The following is a 23,248-nucleotide window of genomic DNA, read 5'->3' on the forward strand; positions in this document are numbered from 1 at the left end:
AGACGAATCAACAAGGAGAACAGAGAGTGTCAGGAAATATGACTCAGGGAACATGGCGTGATTACTGCCGCCTGATGCGTATTGATAAGCCTATCGGCTCGCTGCTGCTGCTGTGGCCCACATTATGGGCGTTGTGGGTCGCCGGTGGCGGACTGCCTTCGGCAAAAATTTTGCTGGTTTTCGTGCTTGGCGTGTTCTTTATGCGTGCAGCCGGTTGCGTGGTGAACGACTACGCCGATCGTAAATTTGACGGCCATGTAAAACGTACCGCGAATCGTCCGCTGCCGAGCGGTGCCATTTCCGGTAAGCAGGCGAAAATGCTTTTCGTCGGGCTGGTGCTGGTATCCTTCCTGCTGGTTCTGCTGCTCAACCGCATGACGATTTTGCTGTCTCTGGCCGGGCTGGCGCTGGCATGGATTTATCCGTTTATGAAACGGGTCAGCCATCTGCCACAGGTGGTGTTAGGCGCTGCGTTTGGCTGGGCTATTCCGATGGCTTACGCGGCGGTAAGCGAAAGCGTACCGCTCAGCTGCTGGCTGATGTTTGCCGCCAATATCTGCTGGACGGTGGCATACGACACGCAATATGCAATGGTCGATCGTGACGACGATTTGAAGATCGGCGTGAAATCGACAGCGATTCTGTTCGGTCGTTTTGACACGCTGATTATCGGTCTGCTGCAAGTGGCGACGTTAGTGCTGATGGGCATTGTCGGTCATCTATCGCAACTTGGCGCGCCGTTCTACTGGTCGCTGCTGCTGGCCGCTGCACTGTTTGTGCATCAGCAGAAGCTGATTGCGAAACGTGATCGTGATGCCTGTTTCCTGGCTTTCCGCCAGAACAACTATGTCGGGCTGGTGCTGTTCCTTGGCATCCTGATGAGCCTGTCAGCCTTCACGTTGTAAGAGTTTCTGAACTGATTCAGCCCCCATAAAAAACGCCCGGACTCTGTCAAAAGTCCGGGCGTTTTGTTTTTGCCGCCTGATGGCTGGCGCAACTTTATGGCTGGCGCAACGAATGCCGGTTAATGATCGGTATCGCGCACATCCATTTTTGGCTCAGCCGGTGGCTCAGTTGCTTGCGGCAGCTCAGAAGGCATGCCCGCACTTTCAATGGTGAGCTTGATATCCGGCGTCATCAAATCGCTGAGCATGATGTAAATCTCACGCGTTTGTTCCTGAATCGCATCACCACTGTCGCTGATATAACCTTCAGCGCGTAATGTGCCGACCAGCGTTGAGAACACCGCTTTGTCGAAGAATTCAGGCGCATTGATACCGTGCAACACGGACAAACGCTGCGCCATAATCCGGCTCTCTTTTTCCAGCGCACCACGGTTGATGCTTGGATTATTAGTGAGCAGCGAGAAGGTAATCGCGTAGCGTTGCAGCGTTTCACGCACACCTGCCGCCAGCAGCTGTAACGTGCGGATCCGCGCCGGGTTCAGCGTCAGTTCATCATCTTCCAGATGAATGATTTGCTGACGTGCCAGTTCCAGCGTCAGGACATCCAACACCTGAGGCAGTTCTGACTTATCAAAGTGCATGAACAGTTCAGCTTTGAGCATCGGATAAATCAGCTCTACCTGACGCAGTAATTCTGCGCGGGTGACCTGACGGTGATGCATGACAATGCTGGAAATCAGCGACGGTAACACCAGCATGTGATGGATGTTGTTGCGGTAATACGTCATCAGAACAGCCTGCTCGCGCGGCAGAACGATGATGTCGCCAATGTTGTCTTTCTCAACCTGGAACTTATTCATGTTCAGTGCGTGATCGAGCAACTGAGCTGCGCTCAGATCAGGTACCGTCGAATCGGCGTTATACGGCACATTGCGCAGCAATTGCAGATAGCAGTCGATTTGTTCAATGAGTTGTTCACGGGTCAGTGAACGCTGACGCGAAGCCAGCAGCGCCGTACAACACAGGTTCATGGCGTTAGCCGCCGCTGAGTTGTTGATACGCACCATGATCTGCCCGGCCAAATCCTGCACCGTTGGCGTCAGCCAGCTCGGACGTTGCGCTTCAATCGGGTCAATCGCTTCACGCCAGGTCGGCACATTCTGGTTCAGGTAAGTGGTCAGGTGCAGCGGCTCACCGAAGTTCACATAGCCCTGACCGAGGTTGCGCAGCTTGCGCAGCCCGTTCAGCATTTGCGTCAGGCTTTCTTTCTCTTTGGTCGCGCCGCGTAATTCTTTGGCGTAAGTCCCCACTTCCATTACGTGCTCATAACCAATGTAAATCGGCACTAACGTAATCGGACGTGAACCGCCGCGCAGCATGGCCTGAATGGTCATCGCCAGCGTACCGGTTTTCGGTTCCAGCAGACGCCCGGTTCGTGAACGACCCCCTTCGACAAAGTATTCGACCGAATAACCGCGGCTGAACAATTCGCCCAGATATTCGCGGAAAACGGTGGAATACAGCTTGTTGCCTTTAAAGGTACGGCGGATGAAGAACGCGCCCAGACGTCGGAAAATCGGGCCAGCTGGCCAGAAGTTCAGGTTGATACCGGCAGCGATATGCGGCGGCACCAGCCCCTGGTGATAGAGCACGTAAGAGAGCAGCAGGTAGTCCATGTGGCTGCGGTGGCAGGGCACATACACAATTTCCTGACCATCAAGCGCCAGCTGACGAACGCGCTCAGCATTATTAACGTTGATGCCTTTATATAAACGGTTCCACGTCCAGCTCAGCACGCGGTCTGAAAGACGTACGGCTTCATAAGAGAAGTTCGCCGCGATTTCTTCCATCAGTGCGATAGCATTTTGCTGGGCTTTTTCGTGGGAAATTTTCTTGCTGCGGGCTTCGTCTTCAATCGCTTTTTCGATGGCTTTGGAAGCCAGCAATTTATTGAATAAATCCTGACGGGCAGGAAGACGTGGGCCGACTGCCGCCAGACGCTGACGGGAGAAATGCATACGCGCCACGCGGGCCAGTTTCTGGGCAATGGTTTTGTCGGTGCCGTGCTCCGTCGCCATATAACGCAGGGAAACGGTGTTGGAGAAACGAACAAAACTGTCACGTCCGAGCCACAGCACGGCGAAGAATTTCTGAATGCCATTCAGCACGCGCAGATGCGGCGTATCATCCTGACCTTCACGGCCCGGCGCACGGCCAAACATCACGGACACCGGCAGCATCTGAATGTCTAAATCCGGATTGTTACGGTGCAAATCCAGATAGTCGTGGAACAGTTTTACGGATTCCTGCTTCGGCGTGTAATACGAGAATACGCGCGGGCCTTCAGCGATGAATACATGGCTTGGCAGCAGGGTTCCGTCAATTTCCAGCGGAATGAGGGGATCGGGCAGATTCTGGGCCAAACATTGCGCACGCAACGTCAGCAAATCTGCCTTGGAATTATAAGGTAATACGTACAAAATCGGTCGCGTCGGGTCTAAATGCAACTCGCTAACCGGATCTGAAGGTATGACCTTGCTCTTTACCAGCAATGAGAGTGGTAAATTCAATAATGTGTAATAAAGTCTACGCCAACCTGACATAAAAACGTGAAGCCTCTTGTTAGCAATTTCGCCGCAAGGATACCAGAAAGATCCGTGGAGATCTGTGGTCATATAAAAGCTAAAATACGGCACACTTCTAAGGATAACCCTTCAAGGATCAGTACCCCAAATGGCGAACCAAGTCACTGGATTTACCCGAATTTATAAAGCGGCCGGATATTCCTGGAAAGGATTAAAAGCGGCATGGCAAAACGAAGCGGCTTTTCGACAGGAAGCCAGCGTCGCTATCCCGCTAATTTTGTTATCTTTCTGGTTTGATGTCAGTACAGTCGAACGCATTCTGCTGATTGGGTCCGTCGTACTGGTTTGCGTCACCGAATTGCTTAACAGTGCGGTGGAATGTGCGATTGACCGTATTGGTTCTGAATTCCACGAGCTTTCAGGACGCGCAAAAGATATCGGCTCTGCTGCCGTGCTTCTGACCATCATATTGGCGATTTTTGTCTGGGTCAGTATCTTTTGGCCGCGATGGTTCTGATCTGGAATCTGTATTCCAGGAATCACCGTTATGCCCTGTTTTTATTCAATCTTAGGTTTTCATTGACCGTTTAGCTGTATATACTCACAGCACGACTGTATAAACAACCAGGGGGCGGAATGAAAGCTTTAACGACCAGACAACAAGAGGTCTACGACCTTATTCGCGATCATATCTCCACCACCGGTATGCCACCGACCCGCGCAGAGATTGCATCGCGTCTGGGTTTCCGTTCCCCCAATGCGGCGGAAGAGCACCTGAAAGCGCTGGCACGTAAAGGCGTTATCGAGATCGTTTCCGGTGCATCTCGTGGTATCCGTTTGCTGATGGAAGAAGAAGAAGGTTTACCGCTGATCGGCCGCGTTGCCGCCGGTGAACCCCTGCTGGCTCAGCAACATATCGAAGGCCATTACCAGGTTGATCCGGCGATGTTCAAGCCGAGTGCCGATTTCCTGCTGCGCGTCAGCGGCATGTCGATGCGTGATATCGGTATCCTCGACGGTGATTTGCTGGCCGTGCATAAAACTCAGGACGTGCGTAATGGCCAGGTTGTCGTGGCCCGCATCGATGACGAAGTCACCGTGAAGCGCCTGAAAAAGCAGGGCAGCGTAGTGCAGTTATTGCCTGAGAATAGCGAATTCCAGCCGATCGTGGTGGACTTGCGCGAACAGAATTTCAGCATTGAAGGGCTGGCGGTAGGCGTCATCCGCAACGGCGACTGGATTTAACCTTCGTACTTCGAGATGCAGATGCGTTGGCTGTGTGCGTTCACCCGAATCACTGACTCTTGTCAGCTCATCGGGACTCTCTTACTTGCCGCCCTCCCGCAACTCGAATTACTCGGTCAACTTGTTGATTTGCAGTTCGTTAGCCGCCTCTGACATACCGCTAAGCTTTAACGTTTCATCTCGTCGCCCCTTTCGGGGCGATGTCATTTCCAGGCATATCCTGAAGCTCCGGCATGAGATTCTCTATGCAACATCATTCCCTGCGACAAGCATTCAAAAACACCTTTTTAAGTCCCGCCGATAAAGCACTCTGGACGCTGGCATTGCCGATGATATTTTCCAATATCACGGTGCCACTTCTTGGCCTGGTGGATACGGCAGTGATCGGTCATCTCGACAGCGCGGATTATCTCGGTGGCGTGGCCGTCGGTTCGATGATCACCACTTTCCTCTTCATGATGCTGTTGTTTCTGCGCATGAGCACTACCGGCATGACCGCACAGGCGCTGGGCGCGAAAGATAATCAGCTGCTGGCGCGCGCTTTCGTGCAGCCCTTTTTGCTGGCGGTACTGGCGGGGGTTGTCATCTTATTGTTCCGCCATCCGCTGATGGAGCTGGCATTTCATGTCGTCGGTGGCAGTCAGTCGGTGCTTGAGCAGGCGCGGCTGTTTATCGAAATCCGCTGGTACAGTGCGCCTGCCTCGCTGGCGAATCTGGTTATCCTCGGCTGGCTGCTGGGTATCCAATATATTCGCGGGCCAGTGATTTTGCTGATTGTCGGAAACCTGCTGAACATTATTCTGGATATCTGGCTGGTGATGGGGCTGGGACTAAACGTGCGCGGTGCGGCGATGGCAACTGCCAGTGCGGAGTATTTCACGTTATTCATCGGGCTGTATTTTGTCTGGCGTGTGATGAAACGACGCGGTATCACCGGCACAGAAATCACCTCTGCCTGGCGCGGTAATCTGCGCCGTCTGCTCGGGCTTAACCGCGACATCATGCTGCGCTCATTGCTGTTGCAGCTGTGCTTTGCTTCGCTGACCGTGCTGGGTGCGCGGCTGGGCAGCCACATTGTGGCCGTCAACGCTGTGTTGATGAACCTGCTGACCTTTACCGCGTTCGCACTTGACGGCTTTGCTTATGCCATCGAAGCCCATTCCGGTGAAGCATTTGGCGCGCGTAACCGGGAAAAACTGCTGAATGTATGGCATGCCGCGTGCCGTCAGGCAGGACTGGTAGCACTGGCTTTTGCGCTGATTTATGCCCTGGCAGGCGAGACTATTATTAATGCGCTGACGTCACTCCCCGAATTACGAGAACTGGCTGACCATTATCTTGGCTGGCAGATTGTACTGCCGCTGGTGGCTGTCTGGTGTTATCTGCTCGACGGTATGTTTATCGGCGCAACGCGCGGGCGGGAAATGCGCAACAGTATGGTGGTCGCTGCGCTCGGTTACGGGCTGACGCTTCTGACCTTGCCGGTGCTCGGAAACCACGCGTTGTGGCTGGCGCTGACCGTTTTCCTCGGGTTGAGGGGAATTTCACTGGGCTGGATTTGGCGTCGTTACTGGCAGCGTGATACGTGGTTTTCCTCTCCGGGACACTGAGTTCGCAGTGTTTTATCAAAGAGATAAATTCCCTGTTGCCGTTATTTCCTGCTTTGGATTAATCCTAATAGTGGTTTTAATCCCTGTCGGGGGAGGATTAATCCAGATTCTCTACTAACCTTAGAAGTGTTAAGGACGAGCTGCCAGAACAAAACGCAGCTCCATAAACCCAAGGTAACAGGAGATATTTTATGAATAAGGACCAAGCCGACGGTAACTGGAAGCAGTTCAAAGGGAAAGTGAAAGAAAAATGGGGCAAACTGACCGATGACGACCTGACAGTAGTTGAGGGTAAGCGTGATCAGTTGGTTGGTAAAATTCAGGAGCGTTACGGCTATCAGAAAGATCAGGCCGAGAAAGAGCTCAAGGAATGGGAAACCAGCAACAAATATCACTGGTAATACGCGACTCCCCCTCGCGTTTCAGTGACGTATCCTGAGAATTAGCTGCTCCTACCCGGAACGCTTCAGGATACGGGTACATGGATGTACCCAACTTTATGTCGGAATGTCTAACTTCCAAAAAATTCCCCGCCCAAACACTAAATCCCTTAGCGTTTTTTCACCACAATACTGTGGTCATGATCGCAGTGATCGTGGCTTTCGCACGTCTCTACAACTTTACACTCACCGCATAAACCGTGGGCTTCTACCACAGAATGCCGAAGTTCAAATCCTGATTCCGCTGCCAGTTTCGCCAGACGTTCTTCAATACCGTCAGTGGTTTTTTCCGTCACCAGTCCGCAGCGGTCGCAGATAAACAGCGCCGATGTGTGGCTCGGTTCTTCAAAATGATGGCAAAGCACGTAGCTGTTAGCCGATTCCACACGATGGATAAACCCTTGTTCCAGCAGAAAATCCAGCGCGCGATAAACAGTCGGAGGTTTCGCCTGCGGTTCACTCACACGCAATAAATCCAGTAAATCATAGGCGCTGATGGCACCGGGTTGTTGCGCCATCAGGCGCAGTACTTCCAGCCGCTGTGGGGTAAGGCGAACATTGCGCTGCTGGCAAAGTTCTTCAGCTTGCGAAAGTAATTTTTCCGGATTATTCAGGGTCATAGCAACGTTCTCTGAGCGCAGATTGGGATTGATAGGTCACATCATGCGACCATTGTTGATTTTACCATGCTTGCGTTAAAACGACGAATTATGCGCCATTCAGTCCGCCATCGCGTCCAGCGCCTTTTCAACATACAAATACCCTATGCCCATAATTTGCTGTTCCCGGCTCAGCGTTCCCGGTGCGATATGCGTCGCCTGGGTTTTGACATGATCGGTACGGTCGAAGGGATTGAGGCCGCTTTGCCCGCAGACAGTTTTCAGCCACGCATCGCCAAAACCGCAACTGCGGCCATAAAGATAAATGTGATTGATATTCAAAATGTTGAGGAAGTTATACAGACTCAGTCCCAGTGCGCGGGCACCTTCCATCACCTGCTGGCAAATGGCGCTTTCGCCCTGATGATAGCGGTCGATCAGCTCCTGTGTAGATGGCGTTCGTCTGGTCGGATCCGCGGGCTCCAGCTGACGGGCCTTTTTCTTTAATGCTGACAATGAGGCCAGGGTTTCGAGGCAACCATACCGTCCGCAGGCGCACCGGTCGCCGTGGGGATCAATGATGGTATGGCCGATTTGTCCGCTGCCAAACAGATTACCGCGATAAATTTGCTGGTTAATCACGAAGGAAGAGCCGATACCGTAATCGACATTAATCACACAAAAATCCTGATGATAATTGGTATTTTGCCATTTCTCCGCCAGCGCCAGCATGATGCAATCATTGTCCATCAGGATGTCAGTTTGCAGCTTTTCTTCCAGCAGATACTTAATCTCAATTTCACCCGTCCAGGGCGCCTGCGGCATACGCTGTGATACGCCGGTGGTCGGATTGACCTGCCCGTGGATCGCCAGTGCCAGCCGGATTTTCAGGCCGGGATAGTTTTTTTTGTACTGATGAAAGCAGGCTTCGATTTGTGCCAGCAGGGCTTGCGGCGTTTTGACTGAAATCTCCGTCATCTGATAGTCACTCAGCGGCAGGACCAGCCTGCTGACCAGAATACTTTCGATGCGGTAAGGCGTGATATTCAGGCACAGCACGGCGCTGCCGTCAGTGGCTATCTGGTAACTTCCGCCGCCAAGACCCCGCGAGTGTAAATTGACCGGACTGTGGATGATTAAGTCATTACTTTGCAGATCGTCGAGGATCTTGCTGATGGCCGGGATCGACAGACGCGAAAGTCTGGCCAGCGTGGACTTACTGGCATTTTTCTCGCGATACAGCAACGTCATCAGCACCTGTTTATTGAACTGACGTAGCCGCAGGTTATTCAATCCGATTACCGACATTTACTAAACCTCGTTGACTGAATTGCGTGACCGTAGCAAATCTCCCGCGTCAGTACGCTGCGTAGAATCTCGAAATTGATATTTCGATCCGGCGTACTGAGGGGAAATCATGAGCACAGCGGTAAAAGTCTGGCAGGAAGCGGTCGAACTCCCGACCTGGCTGACAGGAAAACAGGATACGCACCCGATGTTTCTGGCACATCGGGTGTATCAGGGCTCTTCCGGTGCGGTGTATCCGTACGGCGTGACAGATACGCTGACCGGTGAAAAGGTTATGAAAACCTATCAGGCGCTGTTTCTGGAAAATGATTTCCTTAAAATCATGTTGTTACCGGAGCTGGGGGGGCGTGTCCACCGTGCCTGGGACAAAATAAAACAGCGTGATTTTGTCTATTACAACGAGGTCGTGAAACCCGCGCTGGTCGGTTTACTGGGGCCGTGGATTTCCGGCGGTATCGAATTTAACTGGCCGCAGCATCACCGTCCGACCACTTTTATGCCGGTGGATTTCACCGTGCAGGCACATGAAAATGGCGCACAGACCGTGTGGATGGGCGAAGTGGAACCGATGCGTGGTTTGCAGGTAATGACCGGTTTTACCCTTTATCCCGATAAGGCGTTGCTGGAAATCAGCGCCAAAATTTACAACGGCAACCCGACGCCGCGCCATTTCCTGTGGTGGGCCAATCCGGCAGTCACCGGCGGAGACGGTCATCAGAGCGTATTCCCGCCGGATGTCACCGCCGTTTTCGATCACGGTAAACGTGATGTTTCTTCCTTCCCGATAGCGACCAGCACCTACTACAAAGTGGATTATTCGGCGGGTGTGGATATTTCGCGCTACAAAAACATTCCCGTCCCGACGTCCTACATGGCCGACAAATCTGACTACGACTTCGTGGGTGCTTATGACCATGAACAGCAGGGCGGATTGCTGCATATCGCCGACCATCATGTGTCGCCGGGCAAAAAGCAGTGGACGTGGGGAAACTGCGATTTTGGTCGCGCGTGGGATCGCAATCTCACCGATAACAACGGGCCTTATATTGAGCTGATGACCGGCGTATTCACCGACAATCAGCCGGATTTCACCTGGCTGGATGCTTATGAAGAGAAGTGTTTCGTGCAAAACTTCCTGCCATACAGCGACCTGGGCACGGTACAGAATGCCTCAGAGCAGGCAGTGATCAAACTTGAACGTCACGGGCAGAAACTGGTGTGGGGCGTTTATGCGGTCAGCCCGTTGCAGGCCGCGCAAATCAGGATCACTTCTGAAGATGGCACGCAAATGTTGCTGGAAAAGGACATGACTTTGCAGCCGGGCGACGTGCTTCAGGGTGAGCTGAACGATGAATTACCGCCGCGTCTGCGTCTGCGCTTACTGGATGAGCAGGGGAAAGAGTTGTTGTCCTATCTGGAACATCAGGCCAGTGAGACGCCGTTACCGTCGCCGGCCAGCGCACCGTTGCCCGCGCAGGAGATCACTTCTGCGGATGAAGCCTGGTTTATCGGCCAGCACCTTGAGCAATACAATCACGCCAGTCAGGGAGCGGTGAATTATTACCGGCGTGGTGTGGAACTGGACGCGCTGGATTATCGCTGCAATCTGGCGCTGGCTACGCTCAGCTACAATCAGGCGAGTTTTACTCAGGCGCTGACTTTTGCTGATACGGCGCTGAGCCGGGCACACCGGTTGAATAAGAATCCGCAATGCGGCCTGGCGAGTCTTGTTCGTGCAAATGTGCTTGAGCAGACCGGCGATTTTGACGCGGCTTTTGACAGTTATTATCGCGCCGTCTGGAGCGGCAACGCCAAATCCGGTGGCTACTTCGGGCTGGCGCGGATAGCCACACGGCGGGAGCAGTATCCTCAGGCGTTGAGTTTCTGTGAGCAGGGACTGGCGGCACAGGCGAATCATTATGGCCTGATCGGTCTGAAAGCCACGTTGCTGTGCCTGACGGAGCAGGACGCCCCGACGTATATCGAAGACAATTTACAACGCTACCCGCTGCATTACCTTCTGCATTTCCTGCGTTATCACCTGTTGCCTGATGAGAAATCGGCAGCGCAACTGCGACATGTCACCGGCCAGCGAGGCGAAAACGCCATGAATATTGCTGGTCAGCTGACCGGTTGCGGACTGGATGCGCTGGCACTGGAAGCGCTAAATGTTCTGAAAAGCCAGGAAACGCTGCCGCTGTATTTGCAGGCTTCCCTGCAAAAGGATGGCCGCGAGGCATTGTGTCTGGCTGCTCGAAATGCTTTCCCGCAGCATGTCCGTTTCCCGCAGTGGCTGGCGGAAGTCCGCATGCTTGAGGCTTTCCCTGATGACGCGTTTGCCCTGCATTTACTGGCTTCTTTCCATTACAGCAAAGGTAATTCACAAACGGCGGTGGCCTGCTGGCAACGTTGTCTGGTACTGGAACCGGACTTTGCGGATGCATGGCGCGGGTTGGGGATTGAAGCGTGGAACCATCAGCAGGATGCCGAAAAAGCGCACCGCTGTCTGGAAGAAGCGTGCCGGTTGCAGCCCCAGGATGCCCGGCTGTTATTTGAATCCGACCTGCTTAACCGTCTGACCGGCGTAGCGCCGCAAATCCGTCTGGCGCGGCTGGAAAAAGTGCTGTCCGTCGCCACACAGCGTGACGACCTGACGGCTGAACTTCTCAGTTTATACAACCAGTGCGGGCAGCGACAGGCAGCGCAGGCGCTGCTGGCCGACCGGAAATTCCATCCGTGGGAAGGCGGTGAGGGGCGCATCACCGGTCAGTATCTTTTGAACAAACAGCTGCTGGCGTTTGAATCTCTCGGCACCGGGGATGTGGTTGCCGCACAGGCGCAGCTGTTGTCCGCACTGGAATATCCGCAAAACCTCAGTGAAGGGCGGCTGGTCGGGCAAACGGATAATGATATCTGCTTCTGGCTGGGCATTTGTGCGCAAAAACTTCAGCAGCATAAACAGGCGCAGGCGTGGTTTGAGCGCGCGGCGGCGGGCGATAAAGGGATTGGTGAGCGCCGCTATTACAACGATCAGCCGGTAGATTATTTGTTCTATCAGGGCATGGCGCTGCGCAAACTTAACGATGTGGAGCAGAGCCGTCAGGTCTTCCGACAAATGCTGGAATGGGCGGAGCGCGCAGCGGACCAGCCTGTGCAGGCTGATTTCTTCGCGGTGTCATTGCCGGATTTAGTCGTGCTGACCGGCGATCGTCAGAAAGAGCATCGCATTCACTGTTTGCTGGTGAAAGCACTGGCCCTGCGTGGTCTGGAAAATGAGGCTTTCACCGATGTGTTGCAGCAAATCTTTGCGCTGGATCCTTCCTGTGCTAAAGCCCATCTCTTCTCGCAGTTGCCGGATTACTGAATAAAGGGGAAGAGAAAGATGCCACTGTATTCTCTGGAAAATCATCACCTTGCACTGACCGTGTCGCCTTTTGGCGGCACCATTCTGCAACTGCTGGCTAAGCGGGCGAACGGCAATGTCCCCCTGCTGCGCCCGTCAGTACTGAGTGAGGATACGCCTGCCGCACAGTCGGCATGTTTTCCTCTTCTCCCCTTTGGTAACCGACTGAAAGGTAATGCTTTTGATTTTGAAGGCCGCCATTACACTCTGCCGCCCAATACCGGGGACGCGCATTATCTGCATGGCGATGGCTGGCTGGGAAACTGGCAATGCATTTTTCAAAGTGAGGACGCGCTGACGCTGGCATTTACGCATCACAGCGACAGTTACTGCTATCGCGCGGAGCAGCATTTTTCTTTGCACGATAACCGGCTGGATATCAGCTTGTGCATCACCAATCAGGGTGCTGAACCTCTGCCTTTCGGCCTGGGATGGCACCCGTTCTTCCCGCTCAGTAAAACCACCCGTCTTCAGGCAAAGGCGTCCGGTTACTGGCAGGAAGACGCGCAGTGGCTGGCGGGCAAACATCATAACCCACTGCCTGCTGGCCTGGACTTCTGCACACCTCAGCCGCTTCCCTGCCGCTGGGTGAATAACGGTTTTTCCGGCTGGGAGGGTAAGGCAGAGATTATCTGGCCAGAATCCGGCCATAAGCTGCGGCTGACCACGTCTCCGGACTGTCCGGTGTTTTTCCTGTTTATATCCGACAGCCGTTACGACCCCGGCTATCAGCATGATTTCTTCTGCTTTGAACCCATGACCCATGCGGCAAATGATCACCATTTGTCGCATGGGGGCGCGCTGCGGGTGTTATCTCCCGGCGAATCTCTGACACAGCAAATGTCGCTGCACAGCGCGACGATTAACATCCCGGAATGAGGAATGCTTATGTCTGACTCAAAAGCTTTGAATATGCCCTACGTGTGGATGATTTGTCTGGTGGCTGCCTGCGGCGGCTTATTGTTCGGCTATGACTGGGTGGTGATCGGCGGGGCCAAACCCTTCTACGAAGCGTATTTCGGGATAACCGATGCGGCGATGTCCGGCTGGGCGATGAGCTCCGCGTTGCTCGGATGTGTGCTGGGCGCGGCGGGTTCTGGCTCACTGTCCGACCGTTACGGGCGTCGCCTCCCCCTGATTATCGCCGCGGTACTCTTCACCGCATCGGGTGTGGGTACGGCGCTGGCGTTCAGCTTTGACAGCTTTGTGTTCTGGCGAATTGTCGGCGGTGTCGGGATTGGCCTGGCATCCGCACTGGCACCGGTTTATATCGCTGAAATCAGTCCGGCAGAAAAGCGCGGGCGCTTTGTGGCCGTGAATCAGCTGACAATTGTGCTCGGTGTGCTGGCCGCACAGCTTATCAATCTGATGATTGCCGAACCGGTCGCTTCTGCCGCTGTGCAGGCGGATATTTTACAGAGCTGGAACGGTCAGACCGGCTGGCGTTATATGTTTGGTGCCGAAGCTATTCCGGCCGCCATCTTCCTGATCATGATGTTCGTGGTGCCGGAATCCCCGCGCTGGCTGGCGAAAGCTAACCGTTATCCGCAGGCGGAAAAAGTCCTGCAACGTATTGGTTCCGTGGAATATGCCCGCGTTACGCTGGCAGATATTCGCCGCTCGCTGGGCTCGGAAAACCAGAAAGTGCCGTTCTCTGCGTTGTGGGAACCGCGCGTCAGACCGGTCATTCTGATGGGGATTGTGCTGGCGGTTTTCCAGCAATGGTGCGGTATTAACGTGATCTTCAACTACGCCCAGGAGATTTTTGCCTCGGCGGGATTTGATATCAACGACACCCTGAAATCGATAGTCGCCACCGGCCTCATCAACCTGATTTTCACCTTACTGGCGCTGCCGCTGGTGGATAGAATTGGCCGCCGTCGCCTGATGCAGCTGGGTTCTGCGGGGCTGACGATCATTTATATTCTGATCGGGCTGTCTTACTCATTGGGTGTCACGGGGTTACCGGTGTTGCTGCTGGTACTGGTGGCTATCGCCATTTATGCTATGACGCTGGCGCCGGTGACCTGGGTGTTGCTGTCTGAAATCTTCCCTAACCGGGTGCGCGGTAATGCGATGGCGGTGGGCACGCTGGCATTGTGGGTCGCCTGTTTCCTGCTGACCTACACTTTCCCGCTGATGAACGCGGCTCTGGGCGCAGCGGGCAGTTTCTTCATCTACGCCGTTATCTGTCTGGCGGGTTGGATTTTCATCCAGTGCAAAGTGCCGGAAACCCGCGGGGTGACGCTCGAAGTGCTGGAACAACGTCTCAGCCGCACTGACGCCGAGCGGAGAGCCGAAAAAGCGGCGATGTCTGAAAGCCACTAAACCCCGCAAGATGCCGAATCTTTGTTCTGTGGTATAATCAGCGATTACCTTCCCTCTGGCGTTACGCCGGAGGGAGCGCCACGAACCCCTTCAGCGAATGTCAGGCCGATGTCAGAAACTCAACACGCAATGCCCCAAACCACTCCGTTTTCCGCCCAGCGTTTTTCCGTTGCGCCGATGCTCGACTGGACCGATCGCCACTGTCGCCATTTTCACCGGCTGATGACCGGCCAGACGTTGTTGTATACCGAAATGGTGACCACCGGTGCCATTATTCACGGCAAAGGGGATTATCTCGGGTTTGGCGACGCTGAGCATCCGGTGTCCTTGCAGCTTGGCGGCAGTAATCCGGCTGACCTTGCGCATTGCGCGAAACTGGCAGAAGAACGGGGTTATGACGAAATTAACCTCAACGTCGGTTGTCCGTCGGATCGCGTGCAGAACGGCATGTTTGGTGCCTGTCTGATGGGGCAGGCGTCCCTGGTGGCTGACTGCATCAAAGCCATGCGCGATGTGGTCTCGATTCCGGTCACGGTCAAAACGCGCATCGGTATTGACGAGCAGGACAGCTATGAATTCCTGTGCGATTTTATCCGTCAGGTTTCAGAAAACGGCGGCTGTGATACTTTCATTATCCATGCGCGCAAAGCCTGGCTTTCCGGCCTCAGCCCGAAAGAAAACCGTGAGATTCCGCCGCTGGATTACCCGCGTGTGTATCAGCTTAAGCGTGATTTCCCGCAGCTGACGATGGCGATCAACGGCGGCATTAAAACGCTCGAAGAGGCCAAAACGCATCTCCAATTTATGGATGGCGTCATGGTCGGTCGCGAAGCTTACCAGAATCCGGGTCTGTTGCTGAACGTGGATCGCGAGCTGTTTGGCTCCGACGCGCCGCTGAAAACCGGGCCTGATATTATCCGCGCGCTGTATCCGTATATCGAGGCGGAGCTGAGCAAAGGCACCTATCTGGGCCACATTACGCGTCATATTCTTGGTCTGTTCCAGGGCGTGCCGGGCGCGCGTCAGTTCCGTCGTCACCTGAGTGAAAACGCACATAAAGCAGGCGCGGGCATCGATGTTGTTGAACAGGCTTTGCAGATGGTCGCTCAGCAGCAGGAAACTGCCACTCAGGCTTAATAACAGAGTGAGCAAACTCACTATCTGTTAGTCAAATTTACTATATTTTTGCAGGCCATTTGTGCCTGCGAATTATTTTTTCCTTACCATTCAATCAATTATTCCCTCCGTCATACTGGCACGTATCTTGTAATAGTTAACGCGTGTTCTGACATCACGTCTTTTTGCACATGGCTTATTAAGGAGCACCCGATGCTGGAAATTCTCTTCGTGCTTGGTTTTTTCTTTATGCTGATGCTGACCGGTATTTCTCTGCTGGGCATGGTCGCTGCGCTGATCGTCGCATTTGCTGTGATGATGTTGGGTGGGTTCCTGGCAATTGTTATAAAAATGTTGCCATGGCTGATTTTGGCTGTGGTCGCGGTGTGGATTTACCGGGCATTCATTAAGCCGGACCAGCCAAAATATCGCCGCCGCCGTTTGCCGTAATTTCTGCTGCCAATAATTGGTTTTCGTAACTGCATGAAATGCAGGTGATTAACGCTGGTCTTTTGAGCACAAAAAAATGTAACCGTTGCAGCGATAACTTTTGCTTATGTGCTAGCGATCACAGGCTGGGTCAGAATGTGCGGTCAAAGTGCATAAATCATATTTTTTAACATGGGTGACTGTTAGGATGGAATGCATTGCTGATTAACGTATCGCAAAACGAATTCATCAAGTCCGCTGAGGCACACAATAGTCGCATAAGTGACATCGCCCTGTGGATTTACCCGGCAGTACCCTACAGCAGTACCCGTCTGAAATCAGAGGTCGTCTGAGTCAGGCAGTAAAAAAGGCTTTCACATCAGTGAAAGCCTTTTTTGCATTTATGGGATGAGCAGGCTCGAGCCCTGCGTCACGCGGCTTTCCAGCGTTTGATGCGCGCGTCTGGCTTCTGAGAGCGGGAATTTCTGCGCTTCGCTGACATCCACTTTTATCGCGCCACTGGCAATCAGGGAGAACAACTCGTTGCTCGCCTGCGCCAGTTCTTCGCGGTTAGTTACGTAGCCATTCAGGGAAGGGCGCGTGACGAACAGCGAACCTTTCTGATTGAGGATCGCCAGATCCACGCCTTTTACCGGGCCGGAAGCGTTGCCGAAACTGACCAGTAAACCGCGGCGTTTCAGACTGTTCAGCGATTTTTCGAAGGTATCTTTACCCACTGAATCGTAAACCACCCCGACTTTTTCGCCGTTGGTCAGTTCCGCCACGCGGGTCGCGATATCTTCTTTCTGATAATTAATCGTTGCCCAGGCACCGGCCTGTTTAGCGCGTTCGGCTTTTTCATCAGAACCGACAGTCCCGATCAGCTTCACGCCCAGCGCTTTTGCCCACTGGCAGGCGATCAGGCCCACGCCACCGGCGGCAGCATGGAAAAGAATGGTTTCGCCTGCCTGCACTTCGTGGGTCTGGCGCAGTAAATAGTAAACCGTCAGCCCCTTAAGGAAGGAGGCCGCCGCCTGTTCAAAACTGATGGCGTCCGGCAACAGGGCGATTTTTTCCTGCGGCACGTTATGGAATTCGCTGTAAGCGCCGAGCGCCGATTGTGCATACACCACGCGGTCGCCCGGTTTAATACCGGCCACGCCGCTGCCGACTTTACTGACAATCCCCGCCGCTTCGGTCCCTAAACCGGCCGGAAAACTGGCGGGCGCATACAAACCGCTGCGCACGTAGGTATCGATATAGTTGATACCGATGGCTTTATTCTCGACCTGAACTTCGCCTGCCTGCGGATCTTGTGGCTGATAATCAACGTATTGCAGTACATCAGGTGTGCCTGTCTCAGAAAACTGAATGCGCTTTGCCATGTTTTTCCCTCGTGATGGAGTCTGATTTCAACCCTAGGCTAAATGTCCGAGACAATCCAGATTTTCGGCACTAAGGGTTAATACCCTTTTGAAATGGTTTATACTGTCGCGCGAGTCTGGCTCCGAATTTTGGAAACCCGACGCTCATAAAACAGGCGCTTAGAGCAGGAACTAATCCACAGATGGCAGCAAAAAAACCGACCAATCAACAGAACGAAAACCGCGATCGCCAGATGGAAGGATTGAAACTTCCGCCGCATTCGCTGGAAGCTGAACAATCCGTTCTGGGCGGGCTGATGCTGGACAACGAACGCTGGGATAACGTCGCCGAGCGCGTGGTCAGCAATGACTTCTTCAGCCGCCCGCATCGCCTGATTTTCACCGAAATGCAGCGTTTGCTGGAAATGAGCAAACCGATCGACCTGATTACGCTTTCTGAATCTCTGGAACAAAAAGGCGATCTGGATTCCGTCGGCGGTTTCGCCTATCTGGCCGAACTCTCGAAAAACACCCCAAGTGCGGCGAACATCGGTGCTTATGCCGACATTGTGCGTGAACGCGCCGTCGTTCGTGAAATGATTTCCGTTGCCAATGAAATTGCCGATGCGGGTTATGATCCGCAGGGCCGCAGCAGCGAAGACCTCTTGGATTTAGCCGAATCCCGCGTATTCCAGATTGCCGAAAGCCGCGCCAGTAAAGACGAAGGCCCGAAAAGTATCGACCGCATTCTGGAAAGCACCGTTTCCCGTATCGAAGAATTGTTCCAGCGTCCGCACGACGGCGTGACCGGTGTGTCCACCGGCTATGCGGATCTCGATAAGAAAACCGCCGGTCTGCAAAAATCAGACCTCATCATTGTGGCGGCACGTCCGTCGATGGGTAAAACCACATTTGCGATGAACCTCGCCGAAAACGCGGCGATGATGCAGGATAAACCGGTCTTAATCTTCAGTCTGGAAATGCCCGGTGACCAGATCATGATGCGTATGCTGGCGTCGCTATCCCGCGTCGACCAGACAAAAATCCGTACCGGTCAGCTTGATGATGAAGACTGGGCGCGAATTTCCAGCACCATGGGCATTCTGCTGGAAAAACGTAACATGTATATCGATGACTCATCCGGTCTGACGCCAACCGAAGTCCGTTCGCGTGCGCGACGTATCTTCCGCGAGCACGGCGGCCTGAGCCTGATCATGATCGACTACCTCCAGCTGATGCGCGTTCCGGCGCTGTCTGATAACCGTACGCTGGAAATTGCCGAAATCTCCCGCTCGCTGAAAGCACTGGCGAAAGAATTGCAGGTGCCGGTAGTGGCGCTGTCGCAGCTGAACCGAAGCCTGGAGCAGCGTGCCGATAAGCGCCCGGTCAACTCCGACTTACGTGAATCCGGCTCCATCGAGCAGGATGCCGACTTAATCATGTTCATCTATCGTGACGAGGTTTATCACGATAACAGTGAAGAAAAAGGCATCGCGCAAATCATCCTCGGTAAACAACGTAACGGTCCGATCGGTACTGTCCGCCTGACCTTTAACGGTCAGTGGTCGCGATTTGATAATTACGGCGGCCCGCAATACGACGAAGATTAATTTCCCTGTTTTGAATTTATCCCTCCCCTTTCACAAGGGGAGGTTAGGTGGGGTTTGGTTCTCAGTCCCGCTGTCAGAAACTCTCAATTTCATGCAAAGGACTCAAAATGAAAGCGGCTACGGCTGTCATCGATCGCCGCGCTCTGCGACACAATCTGCAACGGGTGCGTCATCTGGCGCCACAAAGCCGTCTGGTTGCGGTAGTGAAAGCAAACGCTTATGGGCATGGTCTGTTAGAGACGGTGCACAGTCTGCAGGACGCCGACTATTACGGTGTTTCCCGGCTCAGTGAGGCGCTGACACTGCGCAAAGCCGGTATCGTGAAACCTGTTCTTCTGCTCGAAGGTTTTTTCTCTGCCAGCGAATTACCCTTGCTGACTGAACATCAGCTCGATACCGCCATTCATAGTATTGAACAGCTGGAAGCGCTGGAAAACGCTCACCTCGAGCGTCCGCTGAACGTGTGGCTGAAAATCGATACCGGCATGCACCGTTTGGGCGTTCACCCTGCGCAGGCAGAGGCGTTTTATCAGCGCCTGTGTGCTTGCAAAAATGTCATACAGCCGGTCAATATGATGAGCCATTTCTGCCGCGCCGATGAACCGGAAAGCGATGCCACACCAAAGCAGCTGAACAGCTTTAACGCGTTTGCCGACGGCAAGCCTGGGCAGAAATCGATCGCGGCCTCCGGCGGCATTTTGCTGTGGCCGGAATCGCATATGAATCTGGTCCGTCCTGGCATTATTTTGTACGGTGTGTCGCCAATGGAAACCGGCACAGCCAGCGATTTCGGGCTGCAACCGGCAATGACGCTGACCTCAAGCCTGATCGCCGTGCGTGACCATTTCGCCGGTGAACCGGTCGGTTACGGCAGCACATGGGTCAGTGACCGTGATACTCGTTTGGGCGTCGTAGCGATGGGGTATGGCGACGGTTATCCGCGCAGTGCGCCGAACGGCACGCCGGTGCTGGTCAATGGCCGCGAAGTGCCGATTGCCGGGCGCGTGTCTATGGACATGATCACCGTCGATTTGGGGCCGCAAGCGACAGATAAGGTCGGCGATGAAGTAATTTTCTGGGGCGAGAAGTTACCGGCTGAGCGCATTGCGCAGGCAACCGGTATCAGTGCGTATGAACTGATTACTCAGCTCAGCGAGCGCGTTGCCCGCCTTTATATCAACGGCTAATTCTTACTTCTTCACTGCCAGCCACTGGCTGACAATCTTCTGATATTCGCCGGTGGCTTTACTCAGGTGCAGCCACTGGTCGACATACATCTTCCAGCTCACGTCATCACGCGGCAGCATGTAGGCCTTCTCGCCATATTGCAGCGGCTTTTTCGGGTTCACTGCACACAGCTTCGGATAATGCTTCTGCTGATACAGCGCTTCTGATGCATCCGTAATCATCACATCGGCTTTTTTATCCACCAGCTTCTGGAAGATGGTCACGTTATCGCTCAGCGCCAGCGTGCCTTTTGGCAAATGACTGTGAACAAAGGCTTCATTGGTGCCGCCCGCCGGTTCAATCAGGCGCACGGATGGCCGGTTCAGCTGTTCAACGGTCTGGTACTGACGCACATTTTCGCAGCGCACCAGTGGGATTTTTCCGTCCTGATCCAGCATGTTAGCGAACCAGGCTTTCTGCTGGCGCTTCAGCGTGACGGAAATCCCGCCCATCGCGATATCACAATGACCTGCGCTCATTTCGTCCGGCAGTGATTTCCAGGTGACCGGCACCCAGTTCACTTTTACATCCAGACTTGCCGCCAGTGATTGCGCCATCGCGATATCAATACCTTCATATTCCCCATTTTCTTTCAAAAACGTATACGGTTTATAGTCGCCGGTAGTGCAGACATTCAGCGAGCCTTTTTGTAATACGCGCTCAAGATGGGAAGACGTGGTATCCGCCTTTGCGAAAGCGGGCAAAGCAGACAGTAAGGCGAGAGAGTAGAGTACTTTTTTCATTATTCTTTCCTTGAGTTTAAATCATGCGCAAGTATAAGAAAAAACAGCCGATAAGTATTTAACCGGTATAGTCTTTGCAATAAGAATTCGAAACATAAAAATTAAAACGACAGGAAAGGTGCCATGTATAGCGTTGATGATTATGACCTGAAAATTCTGACCTTATTACAAGCCAACGGAAGACTGACCAACCAGGAATTAAGCGAACTGGTCGGGCTGTCAGCCTCGCAATGTTCACGTCGCCGGATTGGTCTGGAGCAGGCTCAGTTAATCCTCGGTTATCACGCACGTCTGGCACCGGAAGCGCTTGGCTTAGGGATGATAGGCTTAATTGAAGTGAGACTTATCAACCATTTGCCTGCACAGGTTGAGGCTTTTCACAGCATGCTGGGGGAAGTGGCTGCTATCATCGATGCCTATAAAACGACCGGTGATGCCGATTATTTGCTGAAGGTGGCCGTGAAAGATTTAGCGGGTTTAAGCACGTTGATCAGCCAAATCCTGTCAGTGCATAAAAGTGTGGCCCATGTGAAAACGTCGGTAGTACTTAACCGATTAAAAGAGAACGGATTATTAACGCCGGGCTGAGAAATATAAGCCTGTATTTCGTGCGCACTGTTATGGTGATTTATGTTGGTGCAGAATCACTTTAATGGTGCATTATTTTGAATTACTATGCGCGCTCTGTGCATGTAAAGAATAATTAACGCGTCATAAAATCTTATTTTCGATTTTTAATGCAAATTCTGTGCGTGAATATTGCCTTAATTCATATTCTCATTAATTATCTCAAAATCAGTCTTTAGTATTATTATTTTGGGGTATGGGGAATTATGGCAAGTGTTGACAACATCAAACAGCCGGTTGAACAGCCGCGCATCGGGCATACGCTGGTGGAAGATGCGCTGGCGATCGTTATCGGTACGCTGATGGTCTCTTTTGGTGTGGTGATGTTGCGTCAGGTCGGGGCATTGACCGGTGGCACCGCCGGAATGGCATTTCTGGCGCATTACGTGACGCAAATTTCGTTTGGTACCGCCTTCTTTATCATTAACTTACCTTTCTATTACCTCTCTTTCCGCCGTATGGGTTTGCCGTTCACGCTGAAAACTTTCGCCGCGGTCGCGCTGGTTTCTGTATTCTCCGATCTGCATCCGCTGTTTGTGCATTTCGATCATCTTCAGCCGTTCTACGCCACGTTGTTTGCCAATGTGATTATGGGCATCGGCTTCATTGTGTTGTTCCGCCATAAAGCCAGCCTCGGCGGCGTAAACATTCTGGCGCTGTTTCTGCAGGATAAATACGGTATCCGCGCCGGTAAGCTGCAAATGGGCGTGGATTGTTGCATCGTGCTGGCGTCGCTGTTCGTGGTGAGTTACGAAATGCTGATTGCCTCGGTGCTGGGCGCTGTCATCGTCAATCTGATTATTGCGATGAATCACCGTCCGGGGCGCTACAGCGTCTGAAAACACAGATAAAAAAATGGCGCTGGGATATGAACCCTGCGCCATTTTTGTCTGTGCATCGGTATAAATTACGCGCCGAAGCCGCCGTCAATTGTCAGGTTCGCACCGGTGATGTAACCCGCTTCAGGGCCGGAAAGATAGGCAACAAAGCTGGCGATTTCGCTGTCTTTACCATAGCGGTTGAGCGCCATGTAGGAACGCATACCCTCCGCCATTTCGCCGTCTGCCGGGTTCATATCCGTATCCACCGGGCCGGGTTGCACGTTATTTACAGTAATGCCGCGCGGGCCTAAATCGCGTGCCAGACCTTTGGTCAGGCCGACGATAGCGGATTTACTCATGGCATACACCGCGCCGCCCTGGAAGGGCATGCGGTCGGCGTTGACGCTGCCGATGGTGATGATGCGCCCGCCGTCGGGCATGTGGCGTGCAGCCTGCTGACTGGCGACGAATACGCTGCGCACGTTGATTGCAATGGACCGGTCGAAATCATCTATTGTCAGGGCATCGATTTCGCCAAAAGCCAGTACACCGGCGTTATTCACCAGAATATCGATTTTGCCGAACGTTTTCGCCGCGCTGTCGATGGCGGTGCGAACGCTGTTTTCATCGGCGCTGTCGGCTTTAATTGCCAGCGCTTTACCGCCACCGGCTTCAATACTTTTTACCAGCGCCTGCGCTTTGTCTTCAGAGGAGACATAGGTGAATGCCACGCTGGCACCTTCGCTGGCCAGACGTTTAACGATGGCGGCGCCGATGCCGCGTGAACCGCCCTGTACAAAAGCGGCTTTACCTTGCAGTGAGTGTTGTGTGGTCATTTTCTGTTGCTCCGGATGATGAAGTTAATCGGGTTGGTGAACCGAGTATTCA

Annotated in this window: 20 protein-coding genes; 14 read left to right on the forward strand and 6 right to left on the reverse strand. The window is 53.3% G+C overall.

Features of this window, described 5'->3' with window-relative positions; all coding sequences use genetic code 11:
* The first annotated feature begins 26 nt into the window (after positions 1-26).
* Entirely contained in the window at positions 27-905 is an 879-nt protein-coding gene (gene ubiA / locus D5398_RS14475; RefSeq protein ID WP_415838475.1) for a 4-hydroxybenzoate octaprenyltransferase, read from the forward strand.
* 119 nt (positions 906-1,024) lie between these two features.
* Here ubiA and plsB read toward each other — a convergent pair whose 3' ends face one another.
* Positions 1,025-3,508 (reverse strand): glycerol-3-phosphate 1-O-acyltransferase PlsB, encoded by a 2,484-nt coding sequence (gene plsB, locus D5398_RS14480; protein WP_120508273.1) that lies wholly within the window; start codon positions 3,506-3,508, stop codon positions 1,025-1,027.
* 130 nt (positions 3,509-3,638) lie between these two features.
* On the opposite strand from plsB, the gene D5398_RS14485 reads away from it, so the two are divergent.
* From D5398_RS14485 to D5398_RS14505, 4 genes are all read left to right on the forward strand, one after another.
* Positions 3,639-4,007, forward strand: a complete 369-nt coding sequence (locus D5398_RS14485; protein WP_120131484.1) for a diacylglycerol kinase — start codon at positions 3,639-3,641, stop codon at positions 4,005-4,007.
* 119 nt (positions 4,008-4,126) lie between these two features.
* Positions 4,127-4,735, forward strand: a complete 609-nt coding sequence (lexA, locus tag D5398_RS14490) for a transcriptional repressor LexA (RefSeq protein ID WP_047605531.1) — start codon at positions 4,127-4,129, stop codon at positions 4,733-4,735.
* Between the two features lie 245 nt (positions 4,736-4,980).
* Positions 4,981-6,345, forward strand: a complete 1,365-nt coding sequence (gene dinF / locus D5398_RS14500) for an MATE family efflux transporter DinF (protein WP_120508275.1) — start codon at positions 4,981-4,983, stop codon at positions 6,343-6,345.
* Between the two features lie 191 nt (positions 6,346-6,536).
* Positions 6,537-6,746 (forward strand): CsbD family protein, encoded by a 210-nt coding sequence (locus D5398_RS14505; protein WP_112287077.1) that lies wholly within the window; start codon positions 6,537-6,539, stop codon positions 6,744-6,746.
* Positions 6,747-6,895: 149 nt separating this feature from the next.
* On the opposite strand, the gene zur is transcribed toward D5398_RS14505, so the two are convergent.
* Entirely contained in the window at positions 6,896-7,405 is a 510-nt protein-coding gene (zur, locus tag D5398_RS14510; protein WP_120508276.1) for a zinc uptake transcriptional repressor Zur, read from the reverse strand.
* Positions 7,406-7,504: 99 nt separating this feature from the next.
* On the reverse strand, positions 7,505-8,692 hold the full coding sequence (locus D5398_RS14515) for an ROK family protein (protein WP_120508277.1): 1,188 nt from the start codon (positions 8,690-8,692) through the stop codon (positions 7,505-7,507).
* A gap of 109 nt (positions 8,693-8,801) precedes the next feature.
* Between D5398_RS14515 and D5398_RS14520 the strand changes: the two genes are divergently transcribed.
* The 5 genes from D5398_RS14520 to pspG all read left to right on the forward strand — a co-directional run bounded on the left by D5398_RS14520 (position 8,802) and on the right by pspG (position 15,989).
* Complete coding sequence (locus tag D5398_RS14520; RefSeq protein ID WP_120508278.1) at positions 8,802-12,056, forward strand: DUF5107 domain-containing protein; 3,255 nt, start codon at positions 8,802-8,804, stop codon at positions 12,054-12,056.
* A gap of 18 nt (positions 12,057-12,074) precedes the next feature.
* The gene (locus D5398_RS14525) at positions 12,075-12,974 is read left to right on the forward strand and encodes an aldose 1-epimerase (protein WP_120508279.1); all 900 of its coding nucleotides are present in this window, start codon (positions 12,075-12,077) and stop codon (positions 12,972-12,974) included.
* Between the two features lie 9 nt (positions 12,975-12,983).
* A complete protein-coding gene (locus D5398_RS14530) occupies positions 12,984-14,423 on the forward strand; it encodes a sugar porter family MFS transporter (protein WP_120508280.1) in 1,440 nt (479 codons plus the stop codon).
* A gap of 129 nt (positions 14,424-14,552) precedes the next feature.
* Positions 14,553-15,560: a tRNA dihydrouridine(20/20a) synthase DusA gene (dusA, locus tag D5398_RS14535; protein WP_120508281.1), complete on the forward strand. Its 1,008-nt coding sequence runs from the start codon at positions 14,553-14,555 to the stop codon at positions 15,558-15,560.
* A 192-nt stretch (positions 15,561-15,752) separates the two neighbouring features.
* On the forward strand, positions 15,753-15,989 hold the full coding sequence (pspG, locus tag D5398_RS14540) for an envelope stress response protein PspG (protein WP_120508282.1): 237 nt from the start codon (positions 15,753-15,755) through the stop codon (positions 15,987-15,989).
* Between the two features lie 380 nt (positions 15,990-16,369).
* Here the strand turns inward: pspG and D5398_RS14545 are convergent, their stop codons facing one another.
* Positions 16,370-17,353, reverse strand: a complete 984-nt coding sequence (locus tag D5398_RS14545; protein WP_120508283.1) for a quinone oxidoreductase — start codon at positions 17,351-17,353, stop codon at positions 16,370-16,372.
* Between the two features lie 182 nt (positions 17,354-17,535).
* On the opposite strand from D5398_RS14545, the gene dnaB reads away from it, so the two are divergent.
* Complete coding sequence (gene dnaB, locus D5398_RS14550; protein ID WP_013577363.1) at positions 17,536-18,942, forward strand: replicative DNA helicase; 1,407 nt, start codon at positions 17,536-17,538, stop codon at positions 18,940-18,942.
* A gap of 107 nt (positions 18,943-19,049) precedes the next feature.
* Positions 19,050-20,129 (forward strand): alanine racemase, encoded by a 1,080-nt coding sequence (alr, locus tag D5398_RS14555; RefSeq protein WP_120508284.1) that lies wholly within the window; start codon positions 19,050-19,052, stop codon positions 20,127-20,129.
* Between the two features lie 3 nt (positions 20,130-20,132).
* Here the strand turns inward: alr and D5398_RS14560 are convergent, their stop codons facing one another.
* Positions 20,133-20,912 (reverse strand): transporter substrate-binding domain-containing protein, encoded by a 780-nt coding sequence (locus D5398_RS14560; RefSeq protein WP_120508285.1) that lies wholly within the window; start codon positions 20,910-20,912, stop codon positions 20,133-20,135.
* 123 nt (positions 20,913-21,035) lie between these two features.
* On the opposite strand from D5398_RS14560, the gene D5398_RS14565 reads away from it, so the two are divergent.
* Positions 21,036-21,500: an Lrp/AsnC family transcriptional regulator gene (locus D5398_RS14565; protein WP_120508286.1), complete on the forward strand. Its 465-nt coding sequence runs from the start codon at positions 21,036-21,038 to the stop codon at positions 21,498-21,500.
* A gap of 245 nt (positions 21,501-21,745) precedes the next feature.
* The gene (locus tag D5398_RS14570; protein WP_120508287.1) at positions 21,746-22,378 is read left to right on the forward strand and encodes a YitT family protein; all 633 of its coding nucleotides are present in this window, start codon (positions 21,746-21,748) and stop codon (positions 22,376-22,378) included.
* Between the two features lie 68 nt (positions 22,379-22,446).
* Here D5398_RS14570 and D5398_RS14575 read toward each other — a convergent pair whose 3' ends face one another.
* Positions 22,447-23,196, reverse strand: a complete 750-nt coding sequence (locus D5398_RS14575) for a 3-oxoacyl-ACP reductase family protein (RefSeq protein WP_120508288.1) — start codon at positions 23,194-23,196, stop codon at positions 22,447-22,449.
* Positions 23,197-23,248: the final 52 nt, after the last annotated feature.

The organism is Rahnella bruchi (assembly GCF_003614975.1).
Classification (GTDB): Bacteria; Pseudomonadota; Gammaproteobacteria; order Enterobacterales; family Enterobacteriaceae; genus Rahnella; species Rahnella bruchi.